Source organism: Phytoamicus setariae, from assembly GCF_016722925.1.
Taxonomy (GTDB): domain Bacteria; phylum Pseudomonadota; class Alphaproteobacteria; order Rhizobiales; family Rhizobiaceae; genus Rhizobium_E; species Rhizobium_E setariae.
Genome location: NZ_JAEQNC010000002.1, coordinates 144827 through 168437 on the forward strand (window position 1 = coordinate 144827; position 23611 = coordinate 168437).

Annotated in this window: 28 protein-coding genes; 24 read left to right on the top strand and 4 right to left on the bottom strand. The window is 61.5% G+C overall.

Features of this window, described 5'->3' with window-relative positions; translation table 11 throughout:
- Positions 1-79: 79 nt before the first annotated feature.
- Entirely contained in the window at positions 80-412 is a 333-nt protein-coding gene (locus tag JJB09_RS03410; RefSeq protein WP_201653129.1) for a DUF6107 family protein, read from the top strand.
- 39 nt (positions 413-451) lie between these two features.
- Here JJB09_RS03410 and JJB09_RS03415 read toward each other — a convergent pair whose 3' ends face one another.
- Together JJB09_RS03415 and JJB09_RS03420 are read right to left on the bottom strand one after the other, a co-directional pair.
- Positions 452-1285, bottom strand: coding sequence for a DUF2066 domain-containing protein (locus JJB09_RS03415; RefSeq protein WP_201653132.1), 834 nt, complete (start codon positions 1283-1285; stop codon positions 452-454).
- Between the two features lie 78 nt (positions 1286-1363).
- Positions 1364-2203: an AraC family transcriptional regulator gene (locus JJB09_RS03420; RefSeq protein WP_201653135.1), complete on the bottom strand. Its 840-nt coding sequence runs from the start codon at positions 2201-2203 to the stop codon at positions 1364-1366.
- 122 nt (positions 2204-2325) lie between these two features.
- Between JJB09_RS03420 and JJB09_RS03425 the strand changes: the two genes are divergently transcribed.
- The 12 genes from JJB09_RS03425 (at position 2326) to JJB09_RS03480 (ending at position 9411) form a co-directional block, all read left to right on the top strand.
- The gene (locus JJB09_RS03425) at positions 2326-2889 is read left to right on the top strand and encodes an HK97 family phage prohead protease (RefSeq protein ID WP_201653138.1); all 564 of its coding nucleotides are present in this window, start codon (positions 2326-2328) and stop codon (positions 2887-2889) included.
- 192 nt (positions 2890-3081) lie between these two features.
- Positions 3082-4335 (top strand): phage major capsid protein, encoded by a 1254-nt coding sequence (locus JJB09_RS03430; RefSeq protein ID WP_246748564.1) that lies wholly within the window; start codon positions 3082-3084, stop codon positions 4333-4335.
- Between the two features lie 205 nt (positions 4336-4540).
- Entirely contained in the window at positions 4541-5110 is a 570-nt protein-coding gene (locus JJB09_RS03435; protein ID WP_201653141.1) for a head-tail connector protein, read from the top strand.
- A gap of 1 nt (position 5111) precedes the next feature.
- Positions 5112-5441 (top strand): phage head closure protein, encoded by a 330-nt coding sequence (locus JJB09_RS03440; protein WP_201653144.1) that lies wholly within the window; start codon positions 5112-5114, stop codon positions 5439-5441.
- Positions 5442-5443: 2 nt separating this feature from the next.
- Positions 5444-5836, top strand: a complete 393-nt coding sequence (locus tag JJB09_RS03445; protein WP_201653147.1) for a DUF3168 domain-containing protein — start codon at positions 5444-5446, stop codon at positions 5834-5836.
- Positions 5837-5916: 80 nt separating this feature from the next.
- Positions 5917-6324, top strand: a complete 408-nt coding sequence (locus JJB09_RS03450) for a phage major tail protein, TP901-1 family (protein ID WP_201653150.1) — start codon at positions 5917-5919, stop codon at positions 6322-6324.
- Positions 6324-6689 (top strand): gene transfer agent family protein, encoded by a 366-nt coding sequence (locus JJB09_RS03455; RefSeq protein WP_201653153.1) that lies wholly within the window; start codon positions 6324-6326, stop codon positions 6687-6689. Before JJB09_RS03450 ends, JJB09_RS03455 begins: the two co-directional genes overlap by 1 nt.
- Before the next feature lie 38 nt (positions 6690-6727).
- Positions 6728-6913 carry a phage tail assembly chaperone gene (locus tag JJB09_RS03460; RefSeq protein ID WP_246748565.1) on the top strand — a complete coding sequence of 62 codons (186 nt, stop codon included), beginning with the start codon at positions 6728-6730 and terminating at the stop codon, positions 6911-6913.
- Positions 6900-7442: a phage tail tape measure protein gene (locus tag JJB09_RS03465; protein WP_201653159.1), complete on the top strand. Its 543-nt coding sequence runs from the start codon at positions 6900-6902 to the stop codon at positions 7440-7442. Before JJB09_RS03460 ends, JJB09_RS03465 begins: the two co-directional genes overlap by 14 nt.
- 28 nt (positions 7443-7470) lie before the next feature.
- On the top strand, positions 7471-8109 hold the full coding sequence (locus JJB09_RS03470; protein WP_201654150.1) for a TIGR02217 family protein: 639 nt from the start codon (positions 7471-7473) through the stop codon (positions 8107-8109).
- Positions 8106-8990, top strand: a complete 885-nt coding sequence (locus tag JJB09_RS03475) for a DUF2163 domain-containing protein (protein ID WP_201653162.1) — start codon at positions 8106-8108, stop codon at positions 8988-8990. The genes JJB09_RS03470 and JJB09_RS03475 overlap by 4 nt, the downstream gene beginning before the upstream one ends.
- Positions 8983-9411, top strand: coding sequence for an NlpC/P60 family protein (locus JJB09_RS03480; protein ID WP_201653165.1), 429 nt, complete (start codon positions 8983-8985; stop codon positions 9409-9411). The genes JJB09_RS03475 and JJB09_RS03480 overlap by 8 nt, the downstream gene beginning before the upstream one ends.
- Positions 9412-9426: 15 nt before the next feature.
- On the opposite strand, the gene JJB09_RS03485 is transcribed toward JJB09_RS03480, so the two are convergent.
- Positions 9427-9858 (bottom strand): PACE efflux transporter, encoded by a 432-nt coding sequence (locus JJB09_RS03485; protein ID WP_201653168.1) that lies wholly within the window; start codon positions 9856-9858, stop codon positions 9427-9429.
- Between the two features lie 167 nt (positions 9859-10025).
- Between JJB09_RS03485 and JJB09_RS03490 the strand changes: the two genes are divergently transcribed.
- Positions 10026-13871, top strand: coding sequence for a baseplate multidomain protein megatron (locus JJB09_RS03490; protein ID WP_201653171.1), 3846 nt, complete (start codon positions 10026-10028; stop codon positions 13869-13871).
- On the opposite strand, the gene JJB09_RS03495 is transcribed toward JJB09_RS03490, so the two are convergent.
- The gene (locus JJB09_RS03495; RefSeq protein WP_201653174.1) at positions 13861-14769 is read right to left on the bottom strand and encodes a LysR family transcriptional regulator; all 909 of its coding nucleotides are present in this window, start codon (positions 14767-14769) and stop codon (positions 13861-13863) included. The genes JJB09_RS03490 and JJB09_RS03495 overlap by 11 nt on opposite strands.
- A gap of 137 nt (positions 14770-14906) precedes the next feature.
- Between JJB09_RS03495 and JJB09_RS03500 the strand changes: the two genes are divergently transcribed.
- The 10 genes from JJB09_RS03500 (at position 14907) to JJB09_RS03545 (ending at position 23567) form a co-directional block, all read left to right on the top strand.
- A complete protein-coding gene (locus tag JJB09_RS03500) occupies positions 14907-16031 on the top strand; it encodes a TDT family transporter (protein ID WP_246748566.1) in 1125 nt (374 codons plus the stop codon).
- A 33-nt stretch (positions 16032-16064) separates the two neighbouring features.
- Positions 16065-16271 (top strand): hypothetical protein, encoded by a 207-nt coding sequence (locus tag JJB09_RS03505; protein WP_201653179.1) that lies wholly within the window; start codon positions 16065-16067, stop codon positions 16269-16271.
- A 129-nt stretch (positions 16272-16400) separates the two neighbouring features.
- A complete protein-coding gene (locus JJB09_RS03510) occupies positions 16401-16685 on the top strand; it encodes a hypothetical protein (RefSeq protein ID WP_201653182.1) in 285 nt (94 codons plus the stop codon).
- 34 nt (positions 16686-16719) lie between these two features.
- On the top strand, positions 16720-17388 hold the full coding sequence (locus JJB09_RS03515) for a response regulator transcription factor (RefSeq protein ID WP_201653185.1): 669 nt from the start codon (positions 16720-16722) through the stop codon (positions 17386-17388).
- On the top strand, positions 17381-18829 hold the full coding sequence (locus JJB09_RS03520) for a sensor histidine kinase (RefSeq protein ID WP_201653188.1): 1449 nt from the start codon (positions 17381-17383) through the stop codon (positions 18827-18829). Before JJB09_RS03515 ends, JJB09_RS03520 begins: the two co-directional genes overlap by 8 nt.
- A 109-nt stretch (positions 18830-18938) precedes the next feature.
- Entirely contained in the window at positions 18939-19430 is a 492-nt protein-coding gene (locus JJB09_RS03525; protein ID WP_425523682.1) for a hypothetical protein, read from the top strand.
- Between the two features lie 87 nt (positions 19431-19517).
- Complete coding sequence (ccmI, locus tag JJB09_RS03530; protein WP_201653194.1) at positions 19518-20654, top strand: c-type cytochrome biogenesis protein CcmI; 1137 nt, start codon at positions 19518-19520, stop codon at positions 20652-20654.
- Positions 20651-21106 (top strand): cytochrome c maturation protein CcmE, encoded by a 456-nt coding sequence (gene ccmE / locus JJB09_RS03535; RefSeq protein WP_201653197.1) that lies wholly within the window; start codon positions 20651-20653, stop codon positions 21104-21106. Before ccmI ends, ccmE begins: the two co-directional genes overlap by 4 nt.
- A complete protein-coding gene (locus JJB09_RS03540; RefSeq protein ID WP_201653200.1) occupies positions 21103-23118 on the top strand; it encodes a heme lyase CcmF/NrfE family subunit in 2016 nt (671 codons plus the stop codon). Before ccmE ends, JJB09_RS03540 begins: the two co-directional genes overlap by 4 nt.
- The gene (locus tag JJB09_RS03545; RefSeq protein WP_201653203.1) at positions 23115-23567 is read left to right on the top strand and encodes a cytochrome c-type biogenesis protein; all 453 of its coding nucleotides are present in this window, start codon (positions 23115-23117) and stop codon (positions 23565-23567) included. The genes JJB09_RS03540 and JJB09_RS03545 overlap by 4 nt, the downstream gene beginning before the upstream one ends.
- Positions 23568-23611: the final 44 nt, after the last annotated feature.

Here is a 23611-nt window from a genome sequence, read left to right on the forward strand (position 1 = left end):
GGAGGTGACCGGCTGGCGGTTGCCGGCGTTTGTGCTGAAGACATGACCTATCTCTATGATAAATATGAGGTATTAACAAATGGCTGACTTTTCGGGTGATGCCGGATTCTGGATGGAGCGGACGATCGGTGCCTCGGCAGGGGCGGCGATCTCGCTCGTCTACATGCTGCCACGCGGCCGCCGAGAAGCGGCCAGTCGTTTCCTGACCGGGGTGATATCGGGCATGATTTTTGGCGGCCCGACAGGCACCATGCTTGCCGAGCGCCTCGAGCTGGCAGGCTCGCTTTCCGGCTCGGAGATCATGCTCTCGGGAGCGGCGGCTGTCAGCCTCTGCTCCTGGTGGGGGCTGGGTCTGCTGCAGCGACTGGGCGAGAAGTGGGCGGGCAGGGAGAAGGAAAACCGGCGGACTTGAAATCGGCCGGCTCCAAACACGGCGGATGCCGCTTTCGCACTACCGTCCCGCACTGGCGAATGCCGGTGGATCACCGTTGCCGGACAGGATCTGTGCGACGCCGCGAATGGCGACGCGGAACGCTTCGTCGAAATTGACGCCGCGCACTTCCCAGGTGATGGGAGCCGCACCGTTGCCGATTTCCCACCGCGCCACCCAGCCAAGGTCCTTGTCGCTCCAGGTGAGATGGCCGATGACCGGCGTAGCGAAAGCCGGCGGGATGTCGGATGGCTCGAGATCGCCGGGACGGGTGCGCCTCGATGCTGACAGCGTGCTCTTTATCTCTGCTTCGGTCGGAAAGGCGACGGTGAAGGCGAGCGGCGTGGCAGCCTGCTCGAAAGCCTGCCGCATGGCGAGGTCGCGTTGCTGATCGCGGTCGACCGCGTAGGTCGTCGTGCCGCGGTTGACGTTGAGAAAAATGCTGAGAGGCGGCCGGTCCGCACGCCAGGGCCGGCTGCCCAATTGCCGAAGCAGGCCATCGATTACGGCGGGCTCATATCTGCAGGTCAGGTCATGGGGTCGGTCATAGGTACCCTGTTCATCGTGGATGGGCCGACCGGCAAGCCGGTCCCGGTAGCTGAAGGAGGCGACGAAGCTGCCCGCATGGGCTCTCGGTTCGGCCATTGCTGGCAGTGTCGGTAGCCGCTGATCGCCCGAGACGCGGACCAGCACGCGATCAAGGCAGTCCCGAAAGCCAGCCGGGCGGTTCCTTTCGTCGTTGCCGGTGACGATCGTGACCGACTGGTAAAGGTCGTCGAGATCGGTCGCTCCCGCCGGAGCGGCGAGAGCGCAGATGGCAACCGCAAAACCGGTGATGCAACGAAGGTAACGCATCCTGTCCCCATATGCCCGCCCACCCGGGGTAGCTTGTTTCAAGAAATACCACCTCCGGGCGATCGATGCAAAGACACGTTACCTTGTCTTGACCGGGATCCAGATCTCGAACCCGCCCGCACCTGTCTCGGAGTTGAATTTCGGTGGGTAGTATTCGATCAGCGGCGCTTGCTCGTGCGGCTCGTAGCCGGACTTCGGCAACCAGCTGTTCCAGATTGTGCCGATCGTCGCGCGGATCAGCGTGATGTGGCCTGGCTGGCGGAATTTCGCATAGGTGGCCGCCGGCAGCGTGCGGCCGGTCAGCTCTGGCGGAACGTCGGAAAAGTCGGAGACTTCAACGCCGCACATGTATTCGCAGCCGGCTTCATCGGAGAACGACAGCGAAGCGCCATAGGCCGCGGTGCCGATGACATTGGGGATTTGGCGGTGATGAGCATTGAATTTCTCCCAGAGCGAGGGGATCGCGCCGATATTCTGCATCTGGAACTGTTGCACAAGGCCGACGAGCAGCATCGAGGTGCGCTTTTCGAAAGTGGGCTCGGCCAGGGTGATTTCCGGGGTGGCATCCATGATCATGGGCTCCGTCAGTTCGAGGTTTCCGGTTCGGCGTGCGTCGCGAACGCTCTCCGGCGTCGTGCCGAAATGTTCGCGGAACGCCCGCGTGAAGGCTTCATGCGATCCATAGCCGGCATCGAGCGCCAGGCTGAGGATGTCGGGAACGCCGAGAGCCAGGATACGGGCCGCCTCCGTCAACCGCCGGGCACGGGCATAGCGCATCAGCGACGACCCGGTGACGGCGGCGAAGGCACGGGTGAGGTATGAGGGCGTGACACGGCACTCGGCGGCGATTTCCTCCAGCGTCATCGGCCTGCGGAGGTTGCTTTCGACCTGCCAGATCGCGTTCTCGATGATGTTCATCCGTTTCTCTCGTTTCGACCTGTTCAATCTAGCGGGATGGAAAAACACCCGCTTGATCGTTCTTGCGGTCGCTAGATTTTTTTCGCCAAGCGCCCAGATTACTGATGTTGAAGGGAATTTCCATGACTGCTGACGCCATCATAGCCCGTCGCGAGCGGAAGTTCGCGCGGATCGAACTGAAGACGCTGACCGAGGCGGGCGTGTTCTCAGGTTATGCCAGCCTGTTCGGCGAGGTCGATCTGGGCAAGGACAGGGTCGAGCGCGGCGCCTTCCTTCGGTCGCTTGCGCGGCGTGGGGCAGGCGGCGTGCGCATGCTCTTCCAGCACGATCCAGCCGAGCCGATCGGCGCCTGGCGGGTGATCCGCGAGGACGGGCGCGGGCTCTATGTCGAGGGCGTGCTTTCCGAGGGCGTCTCCCGTGCTCGCGAAGTCCACCAACTGATGAAATCCCGAGCGCTCGATGGCCTGTCGATCGGCTTCCAGACCGTGCGGGCGAAATCCGAACCGAAAACCGGCATCCGCCAAATCCTCGAGGCCGACCTCTGGGAGATCTCGGTCGTCACCTTCCCGATGTTGCCGACCGCACGTATCAGCGAGGTCAAGGATGCGCCGGCGCACCGTCTGCGTGCCGCGCATGATCCGCGTCTGCTTTCATGCATCGTCGAGGCGACACGACGGATGATCTGATCCCTTAGAGCGCTTTGCGTTCTGATGGAATCAGAACAGCGCTCTAAGTCTTTGTTTTGCCGCATTTTGTTGGACGCCAAACGAAGGCGTTTGGCTGCAAAATGCTCTAGCCTGCATTGATTTTCTGCCGGTACGGTCCGGCATCCCTGGGGCCGGCTGGCCCTTTTTTGTTGTCGAAAGGAATTTTGAGACATGCATAAGGACACCATGACCTCGGCGCCGGAAATCAAGGCGGTGCCGGACACGATCGCCGATGCCTTCGACGGCTTCATGGGCGCGTTCGAAGCGTTCAAGGACGCCAATGACCGTCGCCTCAGCGAGATCGAGCGCAAGCTTACCGCCGATGTGATCACCACCGAAAAGGTCGATCGGATCAACAAGGCGATCGACGAGCAGAAGAAGGTGATCGACCAGTTCGTCATCCGCAAGGCGCGACCCGCGCTTGGGCGCGGCGAGGCGAACTCCTTCGAGGCGATGGAGCACAAGGCGGCTTTCGAGGCCTATATCCGGCGCGGCGACGAGGCAGGATTGCGCGAGGTGGAGAGCAAGGCGTTTTCGACGGGGGCGGCGGCCGATGGTGGCTATCTCGTGCCCAACGAAACCGATACCGAAATCGGCCGCCGCCTGTCGGTGGTCTCGCCGATCCGTTCGCTTGCCACCGTCCGCCAGGTGTCCGGCCATGTGCTGAAGAAGCCGTTTGCGCTTGCCGGCCTGACCACCGGCTGGGTGGCCGAAACCGGCGCCCGCACCGAGACGACGACGCCGGCACTTGCGGAACTGTCCTTCGAGACGATGGAGCTTTATGCAATGCCGGCGGCGACCCAAGGCCTGCTCGACGATGCCGCCGTCGACATCGAAAGCTGGATCGCCTCGGAAGTCGATATCGCCTTTGCCGAACAGGAGGGCATCGCCTTCGTCTCCGGCAACGGCACCAGTAAGCCGAAGGGCTTTCTCGCCTACACCAACGTCGCCAATGCCAGCTGGAGCTGGGGCAATATCGGCTACATCGCCACGGGATCGGCCGGCGCTTTCGGCTCCTCGGCCCCCTGTGACGTGCTGATCGATGCGGCCTATGCGTTGAAGGCCGGCCATCGCCAGAATGCCACCTATGTGATGAACCGGACGACGCAGGGCGCGATCCGCAAATTCAAGGACGCGGACGGCAACTATCTCTGGCAGCCGCCGGGTACGCCGGGCCAGCCGGCCTCGCTGATGGGCTTTCCGGTGACGGAAGCCGAAGATATGCCCGACATCACCGCCAACGCCTACGCGATTGCCGTGGGCGACTTCCGCGCCGGCTATCTCGTCGTCGACCGCACCGGCGTCCGCATCCTGCGCGATCCCTATTCGGCCAAACCCTATGTGCTGTTCTACACCACCAAGCGCGTCGGCGGCGGGGTGCAGAATTTCGAGGCGATCAAGCTGATCAAGTTCGCGGCGAGCTGATCCTCCCAACGCTTTGAGATTGTAGAGTTTCCCCTCCCCAACCCCTCCCCACAAGAGGGAGGGGCTCCCAAGTCGTCCCGCCTCGCTCAACAGCCAACGTCGCAGCAGGTGCGACGTTACCATTGGGCAACGCGGTGCGGCCGATAAGCCCCTCCCTTTTGGGGAGGGGTTGGGGAGGGGTCTTCCATTCATATCGGGAGCTCAAATGACCTATGCCCTGACCAATCCGCCGCTTGCGGAGCCGCTGACGCTTGCCCAAGTGAAGGCGCACATGCGTATCGACGGCAGCGATGAAGACGATCTCCTCCTAAGCCTGCTCCGCACCGCTCGCGAACATCTCGAACGGACGACGGGTCTGGCGTTGATCGCGCAGGCATTCCGACTCTATCTCGTTTGCTGGCCGGAAAGCGGCATCGTCGAGATTGCGCGTGGACCGGTGAAAGCCATCGACGAGATCCGCGTCTTCGATGCAAACGGCGAGGAAGCGATCATCAGTCTCGCAGGCCATGTGCTTGACGGCAACGCGCGGCCGGCCCGGCTCTATCTCAGGCAGAGACCGGTCCCAGGCGAGCCGCTCAACGGCATCGAGATCGATTTCACTGCAGGCTTCGGGGATACCGGCGCCGATGTGCCCGATGCGCTCAAGCGGGCGATGCTGACCCATGTCGCGCGGATGTACGAGTTCCGCGGCGCGGTTGCCCCTGATCAACAACCGGCTGATGTCCCGGAGGGATATGAGCGGCTGGTCGCACCCTTCCTGATGAAGAGGCTCTGAGATGCTGCTGACATTTATCGATGCAGGGCAGCTGACGGCGCGGCTTGACCTTGAGTCAGCGGTCGAGACGCCGGACGGGCAGGGTGGGGTGACGTTGAGTCATGCCGTTACGGCATCGCTCTGGGCGCGGATCGAGCCGGTCGGCGCCGAGATCGAGGAGCTTGGCCACACAGAAAGACAGACGGTGACCCACCGCATCTGGATCCGCCATTCGGATTTGATCGCGCCCGGCCAGCGCTTCCGCAAGGGAACTCGGATATTCGACATCCGCACGCTCCACGATCCCGACGAGAGCGGCCGCTACCTCGTCTGCCGTGTGACAGAGGTGTGATCATGGCGGATACGCAAAATGCCCTGCAGAAGGCTGTGTTCGCTGTGCTTGCCGCCGATGCCGAACTTCTGGCGATCGTCGGTGCCGACGGCATATCCGACCGGCGGATGACCGGCCGGAGCATGCCCTATCTGGTGATCGCGGAGCTGGAAAGCCGGGATTTCGGACCGCAGACGGAAGAACATTTCCTCACCATCGAGGCATGGCCCACCGCTGACGGGCGCAGGCAGGTTCAGACGATGGCCGGCAGGGTGCGAGCGCTGCTGCACGATGCCGCGCCGCTGCTGGACGGGGCCATGCTGATCAACCTGCGGCATGTCTCGACGCGGGTGCGGCGCGAGGCCCGGACAAAGGCCTTCGTCGCAGAGATGCGGTTCCGCGCCGTGACGGAGTAGCCTGCGGCAACGTTTGCAAACACGTTTTGGCGCCCCTCGTGGCGCCTTTTTCATTTTCCGAATTTCCGAAAGGAACGATCATGACTGCCCAGAAGGGAAAGGATCTGCTTCTCAAGATCCATAACGGCACGACATACGAGACGGTTGCGGGGCTTCGTTCGCGCCGGCTCGCGTTCAACACGTCTGCCGTCGATATCACCGATGCCGAAAGCGCCGGCCGCTGGCGTGAACTGCTGGAGGGCGCGGGTGTCAAGCGTGCGGCGGTGTCGGGTTCGGGCATTTTCAAGGACCAGGCTTCCGACGCAACCGTGCGAAGTGCCTTCTTCGGCGGTTCGATCCTCAACTGGCAGATCGTCGTGCCCGATTTCGGCACGGTGACCGGGCCATTCCAGATCACCGCACTGGAATATTCCGGCCAGCACAATGGCGAGGTGATGTTCGATCTGGCACTGGAATCGGCCGGCCAGCCGGCTTTCGGGGTGCTCTGATGGCGGGCCGGGCCAACCGCCGGCGCGGCGAGATCGAAGCGATCATCGACGGCGAGCGAAGAATCCTTTGCCTGACGCTGGGCGCGCTTGCCGAACTTGAGACAGCGCTGGGCGTCGACAACATCGCCGACTTGGCCGCGCGGTTCGCCACGGGTCGCATCGGCACCTCGGCGATCATCGCCATCGTCGCGGCCGGCTTGCGCGGTGGCGGCAACATCACTGTAGACGAGGACGTCGCCGATATGTGCGTCGATGGCGGCATAGAGGGGGCTGTGCGGCTTGCCGCCCGGCTGCTCGCGGCGGCTTTTCCTGAGGATGCGGAGACGCAACAGCAAAACCCTCCCCAGCCGCAGCCGGCCGATTGACCGATGCCTGTCCGCCGCCTTTCCCCTGGGGCGCGGCCTTGCATTTCGGACTCGGCCTGCTGCGGCTGGCACCCCATGAATTCTGGTCGATGACGGCAGTCGAACTCGTAGCGCTCTCGGCTGGCATGTCGCAGCGCCTGGCTTTCGATCGCGCAAATCTGGAGCGGCTGATGACGCTCTGGCCGGATCAGCCCAGACAAGGAGCGGAACATGGAAGTCGATGAAATCGACCACGCGCTGGAAAGCGCAAGCCAGCTGAAAGTGGTGCTCGACGATCTGGAGGCGCGTTCGCGCTCCTTCGGGTCGGCGATCACCTCGGCCCTCAAGGGGGCCGTGCTGGAGGGCGACAGCCTGACCGAGGTGTTGCAGGGCATTGCCTCGCGTTTTTCCTCGATCTCGCTTGATGCCGGCATGAAGCCGCTGGAGAATTCGCTGACCTCGATGTTTTCGGGCCTGACCAGTTCGCTGAGCAATGCCGTGGGCTTTGCCAATGGCGGCGTAGTCGACAGCCCGACCCATTTTGCCATGGCCGGCGGGCAGGCAGGTGTGATGGGCGAAGCGGGCGCCGAGGCGATCATGCCGCTCAGGCGCGGTCCCGACGGTCGGCTCGGCGTCGCGGGTGCCGGCGATGGTGGCCCGATACAGGTTGTCTTCAACGTCCAGGCCGCCGACGCCCAGAGTTTCCGGCGCTCGGAAGGCCAGATCAACGCCATGCTGACGCGCGCCGTCGGGCGCGGCCGGCGCGGCATCTGAAAGGAAGTCCATGACCTCTTTTCATCCCATGACCTCTTTTCATGAAGTACAATTTCCGCTCCGGCTGGCGCTCGGCACGTCGGGCGGGCCATCGCGGCGAACGGATATCGTTTCGCTCTCCAACGGGCGCGAGAGCCGCAACAGACGCTGGAAGGATGCGCGGCGGCATTACGATGTCGGCTCCGGTTTGCGCTCGGTCGTCGATCTCTACGAGGTCCAGGCCTTTTTCGAGGCGCGTGCGGGCCAGCTTTACGGCTTCCGATTCACCGATCCCGTCGATTTCAAGTCCTGCGGTCCGCAGCAGCAAATATCTGCCGCCGACCAGCATCTTGGCACCGGTAACGGCGAGAGGCGAATATTCCAGCTGCGCAAGACCTATCAAGACGCGGGTGGGGCGACGGAAAGAGTGATTGCAAAGCCGGTGGCGGAAACGGTTGTCATGGAGGTTGGGGATGTGGTCTCGGGTATCGACGACTTCGCCGTCGATCCATCGACGGGCCTCGTGACGTTCAGCGTTGCCGCCACGCCGCCGGATGGCGCAGTCATCCGGGCAGGGTTTCATTTCGACGTGCCGGTGCGCTTCGACATCGACCGCATCGAGATCGACCTCAATGCGTTCGACGCAGGCCGTATCCCATCCATCCCGCTGATCGAGATCATGCCATGAAGACTATCGGCGAAGGATTGAAGGCCCATCTGGCCGAGGATGCCACCACGCTGTGCCATGCCTGGCGGTTGACGCGCCGTGATGGCGTGGTGCTCGGTTTTACCGATCACGATCATGATTTGACGTTCGACGCCACGATGTTTCAGGCGGCAAGCGGCTACCAGGCAAGCGACCGGGAAGCTTTAAGCGGACTTGCCGCGCCGTCCGCAGACGTGGTGGGCGCGCTTTCGTCCGACGCCATCACCGACAAGGATATCGCGGCCGGAAAGTATGATGGCGCGCGCGTCGAACTGTTTCTCGTCAATTGGGACCAGCCCAGCCAGCACACGATGCTGAAGGTGCAGGAGATCGGCGAGATCACCCGCTCGGAAAGCCATTTTCGCGCCGAACTGCGCAGCGTGGCCCACAAGCTGTCGCAAACGAGGGGGCGGATTTATGGGCATCGGTGCGATGCCGCGTTCGGGGATGGCCGTTGCGGCAAGAACGCCAACGCATTCAGGGCGACGGGCACCGTGGCTTCCGCTCCAGATCTTTCGAGGATGACCGTGCATGGGCTGGGAGAGTTCGCCAACGGGTATTTTCGCTATGGCATGCTCACTTTCACCAGCGGCGTCAATGACGGCGTCTCGGTCGACATCGAAAGTCATGTGCAGGCTAACGCCGCGGTGACGCTGGTCTTCTGGCTGCCGGTGCCCGCAAAGCCGGCGAACGGCGATACGTTCAAGATCATTGCCGGTTGCGACAAGAGCATCGACACTTGCCGGAGCAAGTTCGACAATGTCGCCAATTTTCGCGGGTTCCCACATATCCCCGGCGCCGATTTCACCTATGCCTATGCCGATGGCGAGACCGAACACGATGGAGCGCCGCTCTATGAATGAGATCGTCGCCATTGCCCGCAGCTGGATCGGTACCCCCTATCGGCATCAGGGGGCGACAAGGGGCGTCGGCTGCGATTGCCTGGGGTTGATCAGGGGGATCTGGCGACAATGCTATGGCCGCGAGCCGGAAGATCCGGGTCCCTATGGCATGGACTGGGCGGAACGCTCAGGCGAGGAACGGTTGATCGAAGCGGCCAGGCGGCACTGCGGAGCGGAAGTTTCACCGTCCGCGATGCAGGCCGGCGACCTTATTCTGTTCCGCTGGCGCGAGGGCATGGCGGCCAAACATGCTGGCATTCTGAGCGACGCGACGCACTTCATCCATGCTTACGAGCAAGCGGGCGTCATCGAATCGGCATTGGTGACGAGTTGGCAACGGCGGATCGCGGCGGCGTTCCGGTTTCCCGTCGCTACCGCTTGACGATCTGCGGGTTGCCTAACTTGCCGCTGTTTGCCACTCCGGCAGCGGAAAGACGCGGTCATAGCCCCAGTTGAAGGCGAACGCGTAGACCAGGTAGAAAGCGGCAAATGCCACATCCATGACGAAAGCCTCCATCAGGCTGATCTGGAGGTACCAGGCGATCAGCGGCATGAGCACCACAAGCAAACCACCCTCGAAAAGCACCGCATGCACGACGCGCGTGGGCAACGTCTTCTCCGTGGTACCCGAAAAATGCCGCAGGGCATGGTCGAAGCCGAGATTGTAGATGTAGTTCCACAATGTCGCGATCGTCGCGCCGACCAATCCCACGACACCGATGTCGGCGGCTGGCAGGCCGAATGCCCACGCGCCAAGCGGCGTGATGAGTGCAAGGCCAATGATTTCGAAGCTGACCGCATGGCGGATGCGGTCGGAAGTCGTGCGCATTTCATTACCCCAACGGGTATTCGGGTCGTCCCGAGTTTGTTGCCCATCTGGGGGAGGTCGTCCTCACGCCAGCGATATAGTTCCTCCTGCCGTCGGCGGCAAGAAGCCCGATATCATGTCTGGTGTCCGATCTGCGCATACCGGTTCCATCAACAGCGGAAACTCACATGGCTACTCTTATCCTGCAGGCAGCGGGCGCGACGCTTGGCGGCTTGTTCGGTCCTGTCGGCGCAATGATCGGGCGTGCGGCTGGCGCGCTTGCCGGCAATCTGATCGACCGGAGCGTCATAGCCGGTTTTACCACCATCGACGGCACAAGGTTGCCGACCGCGCGCATCTCGGGCGCCGAGGAAGGCACCGCGATAAATCGCGTCTATGGCACGGCGCGCATCGGTGGCACGCTGATCTGGGCGACGCGTTTCGAGGAAGAGGTAACGGTCGAGCGCTCCGGCGGCAAGGCAACCGGTCCGCGCGTTGAAACATTCAGCTATTTCGCCAATTTTGCCGTCGGCCTTTGCGAGGGCCCGATCGCCGCCATTCGCCGCGTTTGGGCGGATGGACAGGAGATCGATCTGACGGCAATCGAGATGCGGCTGTATCGCGGCACCGAAGGCCAGGAGCCGGACCCGCTGATCGAGGCAAAGCAGGGGGCGGGCAGCGTTCCTGCCTATCGCGGCCTTGCCTATGTGGTGTTCGAGCGCTTGCCGCTTGATCTCTACGGTAACCGTATTCCCGTGCTGCAGTTCGAGGTGATCCGCATCGTCGGCAGCCTCGAAAGCCGGATCAGGGCAATCACCATCATTCCCGGCGCGACGGAGCACGGCTACAGTCCCTTCAAGGTCAAAGAGCAGACTGGCGATGCATCGGCGCGCATCATCAACCGCAACCAGCTTTACAAGGCGACGGACTGGGACGCGTCCATCGACGAGTTGATGGCGGTTTGCCCCAACCTCGAGCGCGTGGCGCTGGTGGTTTCCTGGTTCGGCACCGACTTGCGTGCCGGCCATTGCCGGATTCTGCCGGGGGTTGAAACGTCTGCCCGAGACGATGAAAGCACGCCTTGGCAGGTTGCCGGTTATGCGCGCGCGGCGGCGCATGAAATTTCCTGGGTAGGCGGCGGCCCGGCCTATGGGGGAACACCCAACGATGCCAGCGTTGTTGCCGCGATCCGCAACCTCAAGGCGCGCGGCCTCAAGGTTCATCTCTATCCGTTGCTGATGATGGATATCCCTGCGGACAACGGTCGCGCCGATCCCGAAGGCGCGGACGAACAGCCCAGCTATCCGTGGCGCGGCCGCATCACCTGCCATCCGGCGCCGGGTCGTGCCGGCAGTGCTGACAAGTCGGCCGAAGCGCAAACACAGATTAACGCCTTCTTCGGCGATGTCGATGTTGGGGACTTTGACGTAGCCGGCGAGACCGTCAGCTATTCCGGCAGCGACGAAGGCTACAAGCGGATGATCCTGCACTACGCATTGCTCGCCGAAGCGGCCGGTGGGGTGCACGGCTTCGCCATAGGCTCCGAACTGCGGGGTCTGACGCAGGTTCGAAACGGCGCCGGTAATTTTCCCTTCATAAGCAAGCTGGTTGCGCTTGCCGACGACGTGCGCGGCATTGTCGGACCGGCGACGAAACTCACCTACGCTGCCGATTGGAGTGAATATTTCGGCTATCATCCCGATGACGGCACGGGTGACGTGTTTTTCAACCTCGACCCGCTGTGGTCGTCCAACGCCATCGATGCCGTCGGTATAGACAACTATATGCCGCTGGCCGATTTCCGTGACGACGATTTCACCGGCGTCAATCCGGATGGGGCGCGGCTGGCGGACGACAAGGCGGCGCTGAAAGCCGCCATCGCGAGCGGCGAGGGGTACGATTGGTATTATGCCTCGGGCAACGCCCGGTCAGTGCGCAATCGCACGGCCATCACGGACGGTTTGGCGGGCAAGCCCTGGATCTTCCGTTACAAGGATATCGAGGGCTGGTGGAGCCACCGGCATTTCGATCGTGTCGATGGCCATGAACGAGCTTCCCCGACCGATTGGACGCCGGCGATGAAGCCGGTGTGGTTTACCGAAGTCGGCTGCCCGGCCATCGAACGCGGCGCCAACCAGCCGAACGCCTTTATCGACCGCAAGTCGTCGGAATCGACGCGACCGCATTTTTCCGACGGCAAGCGATCCGACGAAATGCAGCGGCGGTTCCTCGAAGCTCATCACGAATGGTGGTCAGGCAGCGATGCGCCGGCCGGCATGGTGGCGCCGGACCATCTGTTCGTCTGGGCATGGGATGCGCGTGCCTGGCCGGCTTTCCCCGAGGATGAGGATCTCTATGCCGACGGGGTGAACTGGGCGCGGGGCCATTGGATGAATGGTCGTCTGGGCGCGGGCACGCTGTCGAGCGTGATCGCGGCGGTCTTAAAGGACAACGGCATTACCGATTTCGATGTTTCGCGGGTATCCGGGGACCTCAAGGGCTATGTGATGGGCGGGCAGGCCTCGGCGCGGGACCTGCTCGCGCCGCTTGTGACCGCCTTCCGGCTCGACGTCACCGATATCAATGGAACGTTGCGTTTCCAGTCGCGCGGCCTGCTGTCGTCGCCGGCTGCAATCATCGACGTGTTTGCCGATGCCGATGACGAGGTGCGCTGGAGCGAGATGATCGGCCAGGATGGGGATTTCGCCGGCGAGGCGATCGTGGACTACCAGTCGGAGGTCAACGAATATCAGGATGCAAGCGCGCGCTCGCGACGGCTGCAGCTCGCCAACGACCGGGTGCTACGGCTAGGCCTGCCGGGTGTGCTCGACGAGGACGCCGCAAACCAGATGGCAGAGGGCCTGCTACGGGATCACCGGCTTTCGCGTCGGCAGGTCTCGTTTGCGCTTTCTCCGTCGGCGATCGAATATGAGCCCGGCGATGTGGTTTCTCTCTACGATGGTCCCGACGGACGGTTTTTGATCACGCGAATTGAAGATGGCGCGATGCGCCAGATCGAGGCGCGCGAGGTTGGTTCCGGCGATGGCGCGGGCGACTATACCGGCCGCAAGAGACGCCGGACCGGCCGCGGCGGCGACAAGGATTATGCGCCGGTGCTGCATTTCATGGATCTGGCCAGATATCGCGACGGCCCGGCCATCGATTTTGCCTGTGCCGCCGTTACCGCAAAACCCTGGAGGCGATCGGCGCTTTCGGTTTCGGCCGAGAGTGAGAATTACGACAAGCGCGCGGTGGTCACGCGACCGGCCAGGACGGGCCGGCTGCAGATGGCCCTTGAGCCTGGTCCGACAGCAGTCACTGACTGGAAAAACGTCATTCGTGTACGGATGATCTATGGCGGGCTGTCCTCCGTCTCGGCACTCGCTCAAATGAACGGCGCCAATCGCATTGCTGTTCGCGCAGAGAACGGCGAATGGGAGATCATCGGCTTCAGGGTCGCGGAGGAAGTGTCCGCCAATGTCTGGAACCTGAGCGGATTGTTGCGCGGCATTGCGGGAACGGAAGATGCGATGGCGGCTGGCACCGTGGCCGGGGCGCCCTTGGTTGTGCTCGATCAGTCTATTACCCCGCTTGGTCTTGAAACCAGCGAAGCCGGTCTGACGCTCAACTGGATTGCCGAAGCGTTTGGTTCTGCAGGCGGCAAAGTTGGGCCAATAGCCTTTGCCGGCGGAATGAGAGCCGAGATGCCGCTCGCACCAGCCCATCTCGACGCTGTCCGAAAACCGACAGGCGATATCGCCTTGAGTTGGGTGAGAAGGGCGCGTATCGGCGCGGATGCCTGGGAGGGCGACGAGATTGCTCTCGATGAGCCCAACGAAACCTATCGGCTGGAACTGCTCGGCGGTGGCGCGGTTGTGCGGACCGTTTCGGTTGCCTCCAGCAACGTTCTCTACACGCAGGGCATGGAGCATGCGGATTTCGGCGGCATGCAGGCGTCGGTGTCTTTCAGGGTGCGGCAGAAAGGGGCAAGGGTCGCCCTGGGTATTGCGGCGGAAAGGACAGTCATCCTTTGACGGCAAAGCCCTCGAATTCTGGCATCTCCACGGCGATGGTTTCGAAAGCCGAAGCCGCCTTGCTACGATAGCGCTCCTTATGCCGGAGCAGGTAGTAGGGCCGTGGAATGGCCGGCCAGTCGACGATGCACAGCAGGCCACCGCGCAATGGCGCCGACGCGGCGCTGCGGGAAACAAGGGTGGCGCCGATACCGGCTTCGACGGCAACCAGAACAGCCTCGTTGCTCGGCAGCACGAGCGCGATATCGAGCACGGCCCGGTCGATCATGTGGCGCTCGATCAATCTGTCGAACGCGAGGCGGGTTCCGGAGCCGACTTCGCGAAGCACCCAGGCGCTATCAGTCAGATCGATCGACGGAAAGAGCGCCGTTGCCCAGGGATGACCGGGAGCGACGACGATCACCATCTCGTCGGTGGCGATAATCTTGGAGGCGAGGGCGGGCCTGTCGACGAGTCCCTCGACGATGCCCACTTCGCTGTGGCCGGCTTCGACGGCATCTGCAGTTTCCTCGGTGTTGCGGATCTGGATGTCGAGCGTGATTTCGGGATAGGTTTTATGAAAGTGCACGAGACGGGGCGGCAGCCAGTACCCACCAACGGTCTGGCTCGCCATGATGGACAGTTCGCCACGCATCAGGCCGCTGAAATCGTCGAGCATCGCCTGAGCGACGCGCGCCTGGGCGAGCACCGCCTCCGCCTCCTTCAGGAATTGCCGACCGGTCTGGTTCAGGACGATGGAGCGCCCGATGCGGTCAAACAGCTTGACGCCATGCCGGTTTTCGAGCGTCGTGATCGCCGAACTCACCGCCGATTGCGTCATATTGAGTGCGGCTGCGGCTTTGGTGATGTGCTGGCGCGCCGCAACTTCGACAAATATGCGCAACTGATCGAGGGTCATGGATCCTCCAGGTAAAGGTCAATGGATTGATGTCATAATCGTTCGATTTTGTCGAATGAAATGATGTAAATTATGCGATGGAGATGAACGAAAGGAGGCGGTAGCATCAGGGCATATCAACCCCAATGAGTTGTCCCATGATGCATCGCCTGTCCGCTACGCTCACTGCCACCTGGAAGCCTGCAAGGCTAGGTCTGCCGGCGGTGATCAGGTATTTCACACCAAACTGGTTTGCGGCGACCATGGGCACCGGCATCCTGTCGATCGCGCTTTCGCAATTTCCCGAAATGCCTCTGGCCTGGCAGGTTGGAAAATATCTCTGGCTTTTCAATATTGCCCTGTTTTCTCTCTGTTATCTGCTGTTTTGCGCACGTTGGTTCCGGCACTTTGACGAAGCAAAGCAGCTCCTGCATCATCCCGTCATGTCGATGTTCTTCGGCTGCATTCCGATGGGCCTCGCAACCATCGTCAATGGTTTCATGATCTTTGGCCTGCCGGGCATTGGCGAGGTCGCGATCGATATTGCCCATGCCTTGTGGTGGCTGGATGTCGGCCTGTCGCTCGCCTGTGGCCTGATCGTTCCCTATGCGATGTTTACGCGTCAGTCCCACAGCATGGAGCAGATGACCGCGGTCTGGCTGCTGCCGCTCGTGGCAAGCGAAGTGGCGGCGGTCAGTGGCGGCTTGCTCATTCCCCATATCGCCGATCCGGCCATGCAGATGACCATTCTGATGCTGTGTCTGCTGCTCTGGTCGTTGAGTGTTCCGATTGCGCTCGGCATCCTGGTCATCCTGTTCGTGCGCCTGGCACTGCACAAATTGCCGGAGGCCACCATGGCGGCCTCCTGCTGGCTGTCTCTCGGGCCGATCGGAACCGGCGCGCTGGCGCTGCTGGTTTTCAGCGACGTATCGCCGGCCGTTCTGTCTTCCAACGGATTGGCTGCGGTGGCGGCGGCATTTTCGGGCGCAGCACTGCTCGGCGGGGTTCTTCTGTGGGGCTACGGCCTGTGGTGGTTCTCGCTCGCCGCTGCCTTCACAGCCCGCTATATCAAACGTGGCATGCCCTTCAATCTCGGCTGGTGGGGCTTCACCTTCCCGCTTGGCGTCTTTTCGGTCGCCACGCTGCGGCTCGGACACGCATTTTCCTTCCCTCCGATTGCCGTCCTGGGTGCAATTCTGGTGACGGCGCTTGGCCTTATCTGGTGCATCGTTGCTTTCAACACCATGCGAGGCCTGCAGAAGGGAGCATTTTTCAAGGCATGATTTTCGAGGGTATTTTCAGGAAAGGCTCATTTCATGGACACGACCAAATACTGGTATCAGTCTAAAACCGTGTGGGGCTCACTCATCGCCATTGCCGCGGGCGTTTTGCAAGCCGGCGGCATTGAACTGGGAAGCGAAAGCCAGACGCAACTCGCAGACATTCTGGTTGCCCTATCGGGTGCGACCGGCGGCCTCATCGCGATTTACGGTCGCATGACGGCGGACCGGAGGCTCGGCTGATTTTGCTGGAGGGGGAGCCTCCCGTAGACCGAAATGTTAAGGGATTGCCGGACATTCATTTGCCATTCAGGGTCGCTTGTCTAAAGATGGCCCCAAGTTAGGCTACCTCACGGGATTCGTGATACTGAAATGGCATCAAGATTGATAACATCGCTGATTGCGGTCGGTCTGCTTGTTTCCCCGGCAACCGGGCAATCGCTGTCGGTCGATGACTATGCGCCCGAGGCGGCGTACCATGAGGTGCGCGGCGGCTGCAATACGGCCGCCCGCCAGGCCGTGGAAATGACCGGTGGCGAGTTGCTTTCCGTCCGACCGGCCCGCAATGGCCGCCCGGTATGCGCGGTAACGGTGCTCGTCATCAATGCCAAGGGACGCCCAAAGAAGGTACGACTTCGTATCCCGATGGATTTCTGAACCGTCAATAGTTAGAGGCAGGCAAGGCAGACATATGCGCATACTCGTTGTCGAAGACGATCAAAACCTCAACCGTCAGCTCACGGATACGTTGAAGGAAGCAGGCTATGTGGTCGATCAGGCCTTTAACGGCGAGGAAGGCCACTATCTCGGCGAATGCGAACCCTACGATGCTGTCGTACTCGATATCGGTCTGCCAGAGATGGACGGCATCACGGTACTGGAGAAATGGCGCGAAGCGGGCAAGAAAATGCCCGTGCTGATCCTCACCGCGCGCGATCGCTGGAGCGACAAGGTTGCCGGTATCGACGCGGGCGCCGACGACTACGTCACCAAGCCCTTCCATATGGAAGAAGTTCAGGCACGGTTGCGGGCGTTGATCCGCCGTGCTGCCGGCCACGCGACGTCGGAAATCAGCTGCGGTCCGGTCCGGCTCGACACCAAGAGCTCGAAGGTAACCGTAGAGGGCTCAACGCTGAAGCTGACCTCCCATGAATTCCGTCTGCTCTCCTACCTGATGCATCATATGGGTCAGGTGGTTTCGCGCACAGAGCTGGTCGAGCACATGTATGATCAGGATTTCGATCGGGATTCCAATACGATCGAAGTCTTCGTCGGCCGTTTGCGGAAGAAAATGGGCGTCGACATGATCGAAACGGTGCGTGGCCTCGGTTATCGCATCCAGCCGCCTTCAAATGGATAGGCTGAACTCCCTTACCGCCCGAGTCCTGATCTATACGACCATCTGGTCGGCAATCGGCGTCGTCATCATGGCCGTCGTCATTTCGACCTTGTATGAGAAGAGCGCGGAGAAGAGCCTTCGCGACCTGTTGCGGGCGCAACTTTTCTCCGCGATAAACTCGGTCTCGATTGACCCGGCGACCAAGAAACTGACTGGATCTCCTCAACTCAGCGAACTGGGTTTCCAGCAGCCGGCAAGCGGTTGGTACTGGCAGGTCCTGCCGCTCGGTGACTACAAGACCGAGGCGCTTTCCTCCCCGAGTTATGAAAATGTGGAGGTTCCGACGGTCCCCAACGCGGTGGTTCCGTTCAATCCCCGTTTCGAACGATACTACGCAACGGAGGATAGTTCCGGCAATCCCGTCCGGGTGGCGGAGGCCGAAATCAGCCTCGACGAAGAGCCGGCGGACGAAGATACGATCACTGACCCCGAGAATGCGCCTGATCCGGTTTACCGCGTCGTGCGCTTCAGGATGATAGGCAACCACACGGTTGTCGAAGATGATGTGGCGGCCTTCGACCGAAGCCTCTATCTGGCGCTCGGCCTGTTCGGCGCGGGCTCCCTCGTGCTGAATGCCCTGGTCATTCTGCTGGGGCTCAGGCCTCTCGACCGGGTTCGGCAATCCCTGACCCGAATTCGCAACGGCCAGGCCGAAAAGCTTGACGAGGACCTGCCGCGCGAAATCCAGCCGCTTGCCCATGAAGTCAATGCACTGATCGAAAGCAACAAGCGCGTCATGGAGCGTGCCCGCATGCAGGTCGGTAACCTCGCCCACTCGCTGAAGACGCCGATTGCCGTATTGCTCAACGACGCCGGCCAGATGGCACATCCGCATGGAACACTGGTGCGAAGTCAGGCCGAAACCATGCAGGTTCAGGTCCAGTCCTACCTGAACCGGGCACGAATTGCCGCACTGCGCGAAAGTATTCTGGCAAGAACCGAAGTCGGCCCGGTTCTCGAGCGTCTGGTGCGCGTCATGCGCAAGCTCAATCCCGGAAAGCAGTTCGACCTCAGTGTAGAGCCCAAGGGGCTGAAGCTGGCAATGGAGGCGCAGGATCTGGAGGAAACGATCGGCAATCTGATTGAAAATGCCAGCCGGTTCGCCAAGAGGAAAATCAGGATCGAAGCGGGGCCGGCCCCTGCTGGTACGAAGGGGGCCGATCCGGGCCGCAAGATCTGGGCGCTGCTAATCATCGAAGACGACGGACCGGGTCTGGACCCCGAGCAAATTACCGAGGCCATGAAACGCGGCAAGCGCCTCGATGAAAGTAAACCCGGTACGGGGCTGGGGCTCTCGATCGTCACTGAGATTGTGTCGGAGTACCAGGGGGCGTTTACCCTGGAGCGGGCAGTGGGCGGCGGTCTGAGAGCGGAACTCATCCTTCCCGCATTGGCGACATGAGTTGTTTTATTGTCACTCCGAACAAGAAGATTGTATGCTACTGAGTGTGAGCGGCGCCGCCATATTGCTGCCATCTGGCAATCACATGGAAGCTGCCGCAAGCACATGAATAATAATGATATCCGAAGGGGGCATCGTGCATCGAACAAAATTGCTGGGCGCACTTTTCCTGGTCTCCATAGCCGCCGGCTGCAGCACGACGTCGGGCTCTTCGCGTCTTGATGAGACCGGCGAACGAATTGCGGATGCTGCAGGCGATGACGGTTCAAGTGGAACGCCCGAGAATGCGGCGTATTATATCCAGTCGCTGCGTGGCGGATTGGCGATGCGCATGCCCGGCCTGAAACTTTCAGCCAGCAATCGCGGTCGCGCGCTCGAGGCGGAGTACAAGGCGCTCGAATCCTCGCCCAGCGGTCAGAGGGTCAATTGGGAAGGTGACGGCGGCACCCGCGGAGAGGTGATGGCAGCCGTTCCCTATCAGGTGGGGTCGCAGAATTGCCGCCAGTATACCCATACGATCACGGTCAAGGGCGCTGCGCCGCTGACGGGGCGCGGGGCTGCCTGCCGCAACGCGAATGGCTCGTGGACGCCGCTAAGCTGATTGTTGCGGCCAAACGCCTCAATTTTGCGTTATCTTTGATCTGGCGCATTGGAATGCGACACACGATCATTTAGTGGGTCGAACACCATGTTCTGGATTGTTGCCCTGATGCTTGCGGCATTGACCGCCATAATGATTGCCTCGCCGCTGCTGCGCGCGGGGAAGATCGAATCTGCCGATGGCAGGAACGATGCCGAAGTCTACAGAGACCAGTTGGGCGAAGTGGACCGCGATGAAAAGGCCGGCCTGATCGGTCCATCCGAGGCCAATCAGGCTCGCAGCGAAATAGCCCGCAGGCTGATTGCGGCTACCGATGAAAGCGCCGGCACGTCTGCCGGCCATGCGCCGCGGCCCGCCGCCCTGTTGTTTGCGCTGTTTCTCTGTCTGCTGCTGCCGCTCGGCGGGAGCCTCATCTACAACAAGATGGGCAACCCCGGTGAACCGGATCAACCGCTTGCCGGACGGATGACGAGCGCCGAGCCGGACATCAACATCCTGATAGCCAAGATGGAGACGCATCTTGCGGCGACGCCCGGCGATGGCAAGGGCTGGGAACTTCTGGCGCCGATCTACATGCGCCAGATGCGCGCCGCCGAGGCAGCGAATGCCTGGCAGCATGCCATCAAGGCGCTTGGCGGCGATGCTGCCCGTTACGGCAGCCTCGGCGAGGCGCTGGCAGCCGGGGCTCAGGGACAGGTGACCAAGGATGCGTTGGGGGCATTCAAACAGGCGCTTGAGCTGGATCCGCAAGATCCGCGCGCGCGCTTCTATATCGCGCTTGCCGATGCGCAGGCCGGTAAGCGCGACGCTGCGATTTCAGGCTTCGAAGCGCTGCTGAAGGACGCGCCTTCCGACGCGCCGTGGCGCGAGGTTGTCAGCGTTCAACTGGAGAACGCCAAGCGTTCGGGCGTGCAAGGCGACAAGGCACCTGGCAATCCGGATGCGGCCGATATCGAGGCCGCGTCGGGTATGAACGCCGAAGATCGCAACCAGATGATTCGCACCATGGTCGAAAGCCTCGATGCGCGCCTCAAGGACGATCCTGCCAATTTCGAGGGGTGGCAACGGCTGATCCGGTCCTACGGCGTGCTCAATGAGCCTGCCAAGGCGGCAGATGCGTTGAAACGTGGGCTGGCCGTCTTTCCGGCCGATAGCGAAAATGGCAAGGCATTGATCGCGCTTGCCAAGGAAATGGGATTGCCAGCGGAGGGCGCCAGCCAATGACCCGGAAGCAGAAGCGGTTGACACTGATTGGCGGTGGCGTGGCATTCTTGATGGCTGCGGTACTGCTTGTCATGTTTGCTTTCAGTCAGTCGGTCGCCTATTTTTATGTGCCTTCCGACCTGCAAAAGGCTGAAGTTCCAGTTGGAACGCGAATTCGTTTGGGTGGTCTGGTCAAGCCGGGCTCCTGGACGCGCGGGCAGGGAATGCACGAGACCTTCGAAGTGACGGATACGATCGGTACGATTTCAGTATCCTATACCGGAATTCTTCCCGATCTTTTCCGGGAAGGGCAGGGCGTCGTGACTGAGGGGGTCTTGTCGCCGTCAACGCCGCCGGTCTTTCAGGCCGACAGCGTGCTTGCCAAGCATGACGAAACCTATATGCCCAAGGATGTCGCAGACCGCCTGAAAGAAAAGGGTGTTACGCTGAGCGGCAAGGAAACCATCAAATGATCATCGAGCTCGGTCATTTTCTGCTGGCTCTGGCCCTCGCTGCGGCGCTGGTGCAGGCACTTGTGCCCATCGTAGGTACCCTTCGCCGCGATTCCAGATTGATGGATGTTGCCACCACAGGAGCATTTGCGACCTTTCTGCTCGTGGCGCTCTCCTACCTGGCGCTGACCTGGGCTTATGTCACTTCGGATTTTTCGGTCGTCACCGTCTGGGAGAACTCGCATTCGATGATGCCGATGATCTACAAGATCTCCGGCGTCTGGGGCAATCACGAGGGATCGATGATGCTCTGGCTCCTGATCCTGGTGTTCTTCTCTGCGCTGGTCGCGCTTTTCGGCGAAAATCTTCCCAAGACCCTGAAGGCCAATGTGCTTGTCGTGCAGGGCTGGATTGCATCCGCCTTCCTGCTTTTCGTGCTTCTGACCTCAAATCCGTTCATCCGCTCCGCCTCCATGCCGCAACTGGTGCCGGCGCCGGCCGAGGGGCGCGATCTGAACCCGGTCCTGCAGGATCTCGGGTTGGCGATTCATCCGCCACTGCTTTACCTCGGTTATGTCGGCTTCTCGGTCTGCTTTTCCTTTGCCGTGGCTGCCCTGATCGATGGCCGGATCGATGCGGCCTGGGCCCGGTGGGTTCGTCCCTGGACGCTGCTGGCATGGACATTCCTGACCGCAGGTATCGCGATGGGCTCCTACTGGGCCTATTACGAGCTCGGCTGGGGCGGCTGGTGGTTCTGGGACCCGGTGGAAAACGCGTCCTTCATGCCCTGGCTGGCGGGAACTGCGCTGCTGCACTCGGCGCTGGTGATGGAAAAGCGAAACGCGCTGAAGATCTGGACGGTGCTGCTGGCGATCATGACCTTTTCGTTGTCGCTGCTCGGCACATTTCTTGTCCGGTCCGGCGTGCTGACATCGGTGCATGCTTTCGCTAGCGATCCATCGCGTGGCGTGTTCATCCTCGGAATTCTCGCACTGTTCATCGGCGGTGCATTCGCGCTGTTTGCTTTTCGGGCCCCGACGCTTGCACCGGGAGGGCTGTTTCAGCCGGTATCGCGTGAAGGCGCGTTGGTCCTCAACAATCTGATCCTGGTCGTGGCGACAGGGGCGGTGTTGACCGGTACGCTTTATCCGCTGCTTCTGGAGTCCCTGACGGGCGAAAAGATTTCCGTGGGTGCGCCTTTCTTCAATATCGCTTTCGGATGGCTGATGGCGCCGCTGTTCCTGGTCCTGCCGTTCGGGCCGCTGCTGGCCTGGAAGCGTGGCGATATGTCAGCGGTGACCCGGAAGCTCAGATTCGCGCTGGTGGTTTCGCTCGCATTGGGGATTGTCGTGTGGATTGCAAGCGACAACGGCCCGATGCTGGCGATTGCCGGCATCGCAGCCGGTCTGTACCTCGTGCTCGGCGCATTGACGGACCTGTGGTTCAGGGGCGGGTTTGCAAAGGCAGGCGTTGCGACTGGCCTGAGGCGGCTTGTTGGCTTGCCGCGATCGGCAATCGGCACTGCGCTTGCGCATCTGGGGCTTGGCGTCTCGGTTCTCGGTATTGTGATTGTCACCAGCTGGGAAACCGAACACATTCTTGAAATGAAGGTTGGCGAGGAAATCGTCAACGGTGCCTATGTCATCCGCTTCGATCGCGAGTCTGAAGGCAAAGGCCCGAACTATATCGAGGATGTCGCGCATTTTACGGTGTTCAGGGACGGGAAGCAGGTGGCGGACACCAACAGTGCCAAGCGCATTTATACCGCCCGTCAGATGCCGACGACTGAAGCAGGCATCATGACCTTCGGCTTTTCCCAGCTCTACCTGTCGATCGGGGACAAGACGGAGGATGGCAAGCTCGTCGTGCGTATCTGGTACAAGCCGTGGATTCTTTGCATCTGGCTGGGTGCGCTCGTGATGATGGCGGGCGGCTTCGTTTCCCTTTCCGACCGGCGCCTGCGCGTCGGAGCGCCGGCAAAGCGGACGAAGGCCTCAGCAACCTCAGCCACAGCAGCGGGAGCGGCCGAATGAGAGCGGTGATCGCGGCGATTTTCCTGATGCTGGCCGCGTTGCCGGCTTTCGCCGTCAATCCGGATGAGGTTCTTTCCGATCCTGCCCTGGAAGCGCGTGCACGGGCACTGTCGGCCGGGCTTCGCTGCATGGTGTGCCAGAACCAGTCGATCGATGATTCAAACGCGGATCTCGCCAAGGATCTGCGGCTCCTGGTCCGTGAACGGCTGAAGGCTGGAGATACCGATGAGCAGGTCATCGACTATCTGGTTTCCCGCTATGGCGAGTTCGTTTTGCTGAAGCCCCGTCTCAGTGCGCATACGATTCTGTTATGGGGCATGCCGGTCGCGCTGCTTGCGATCGGTGGCGTCGTGCTGGCGTTCCAGCTTCGCAAGCGGCCACAAAAACGGGAAGCGACAGCGCTGACGGACGACGAGAAGCAGAAGCTCAAATCTATTCTTGGCGAGTAATCGCTACACATTACCGAATGTTCATGAGCCGGAAACAATACCGC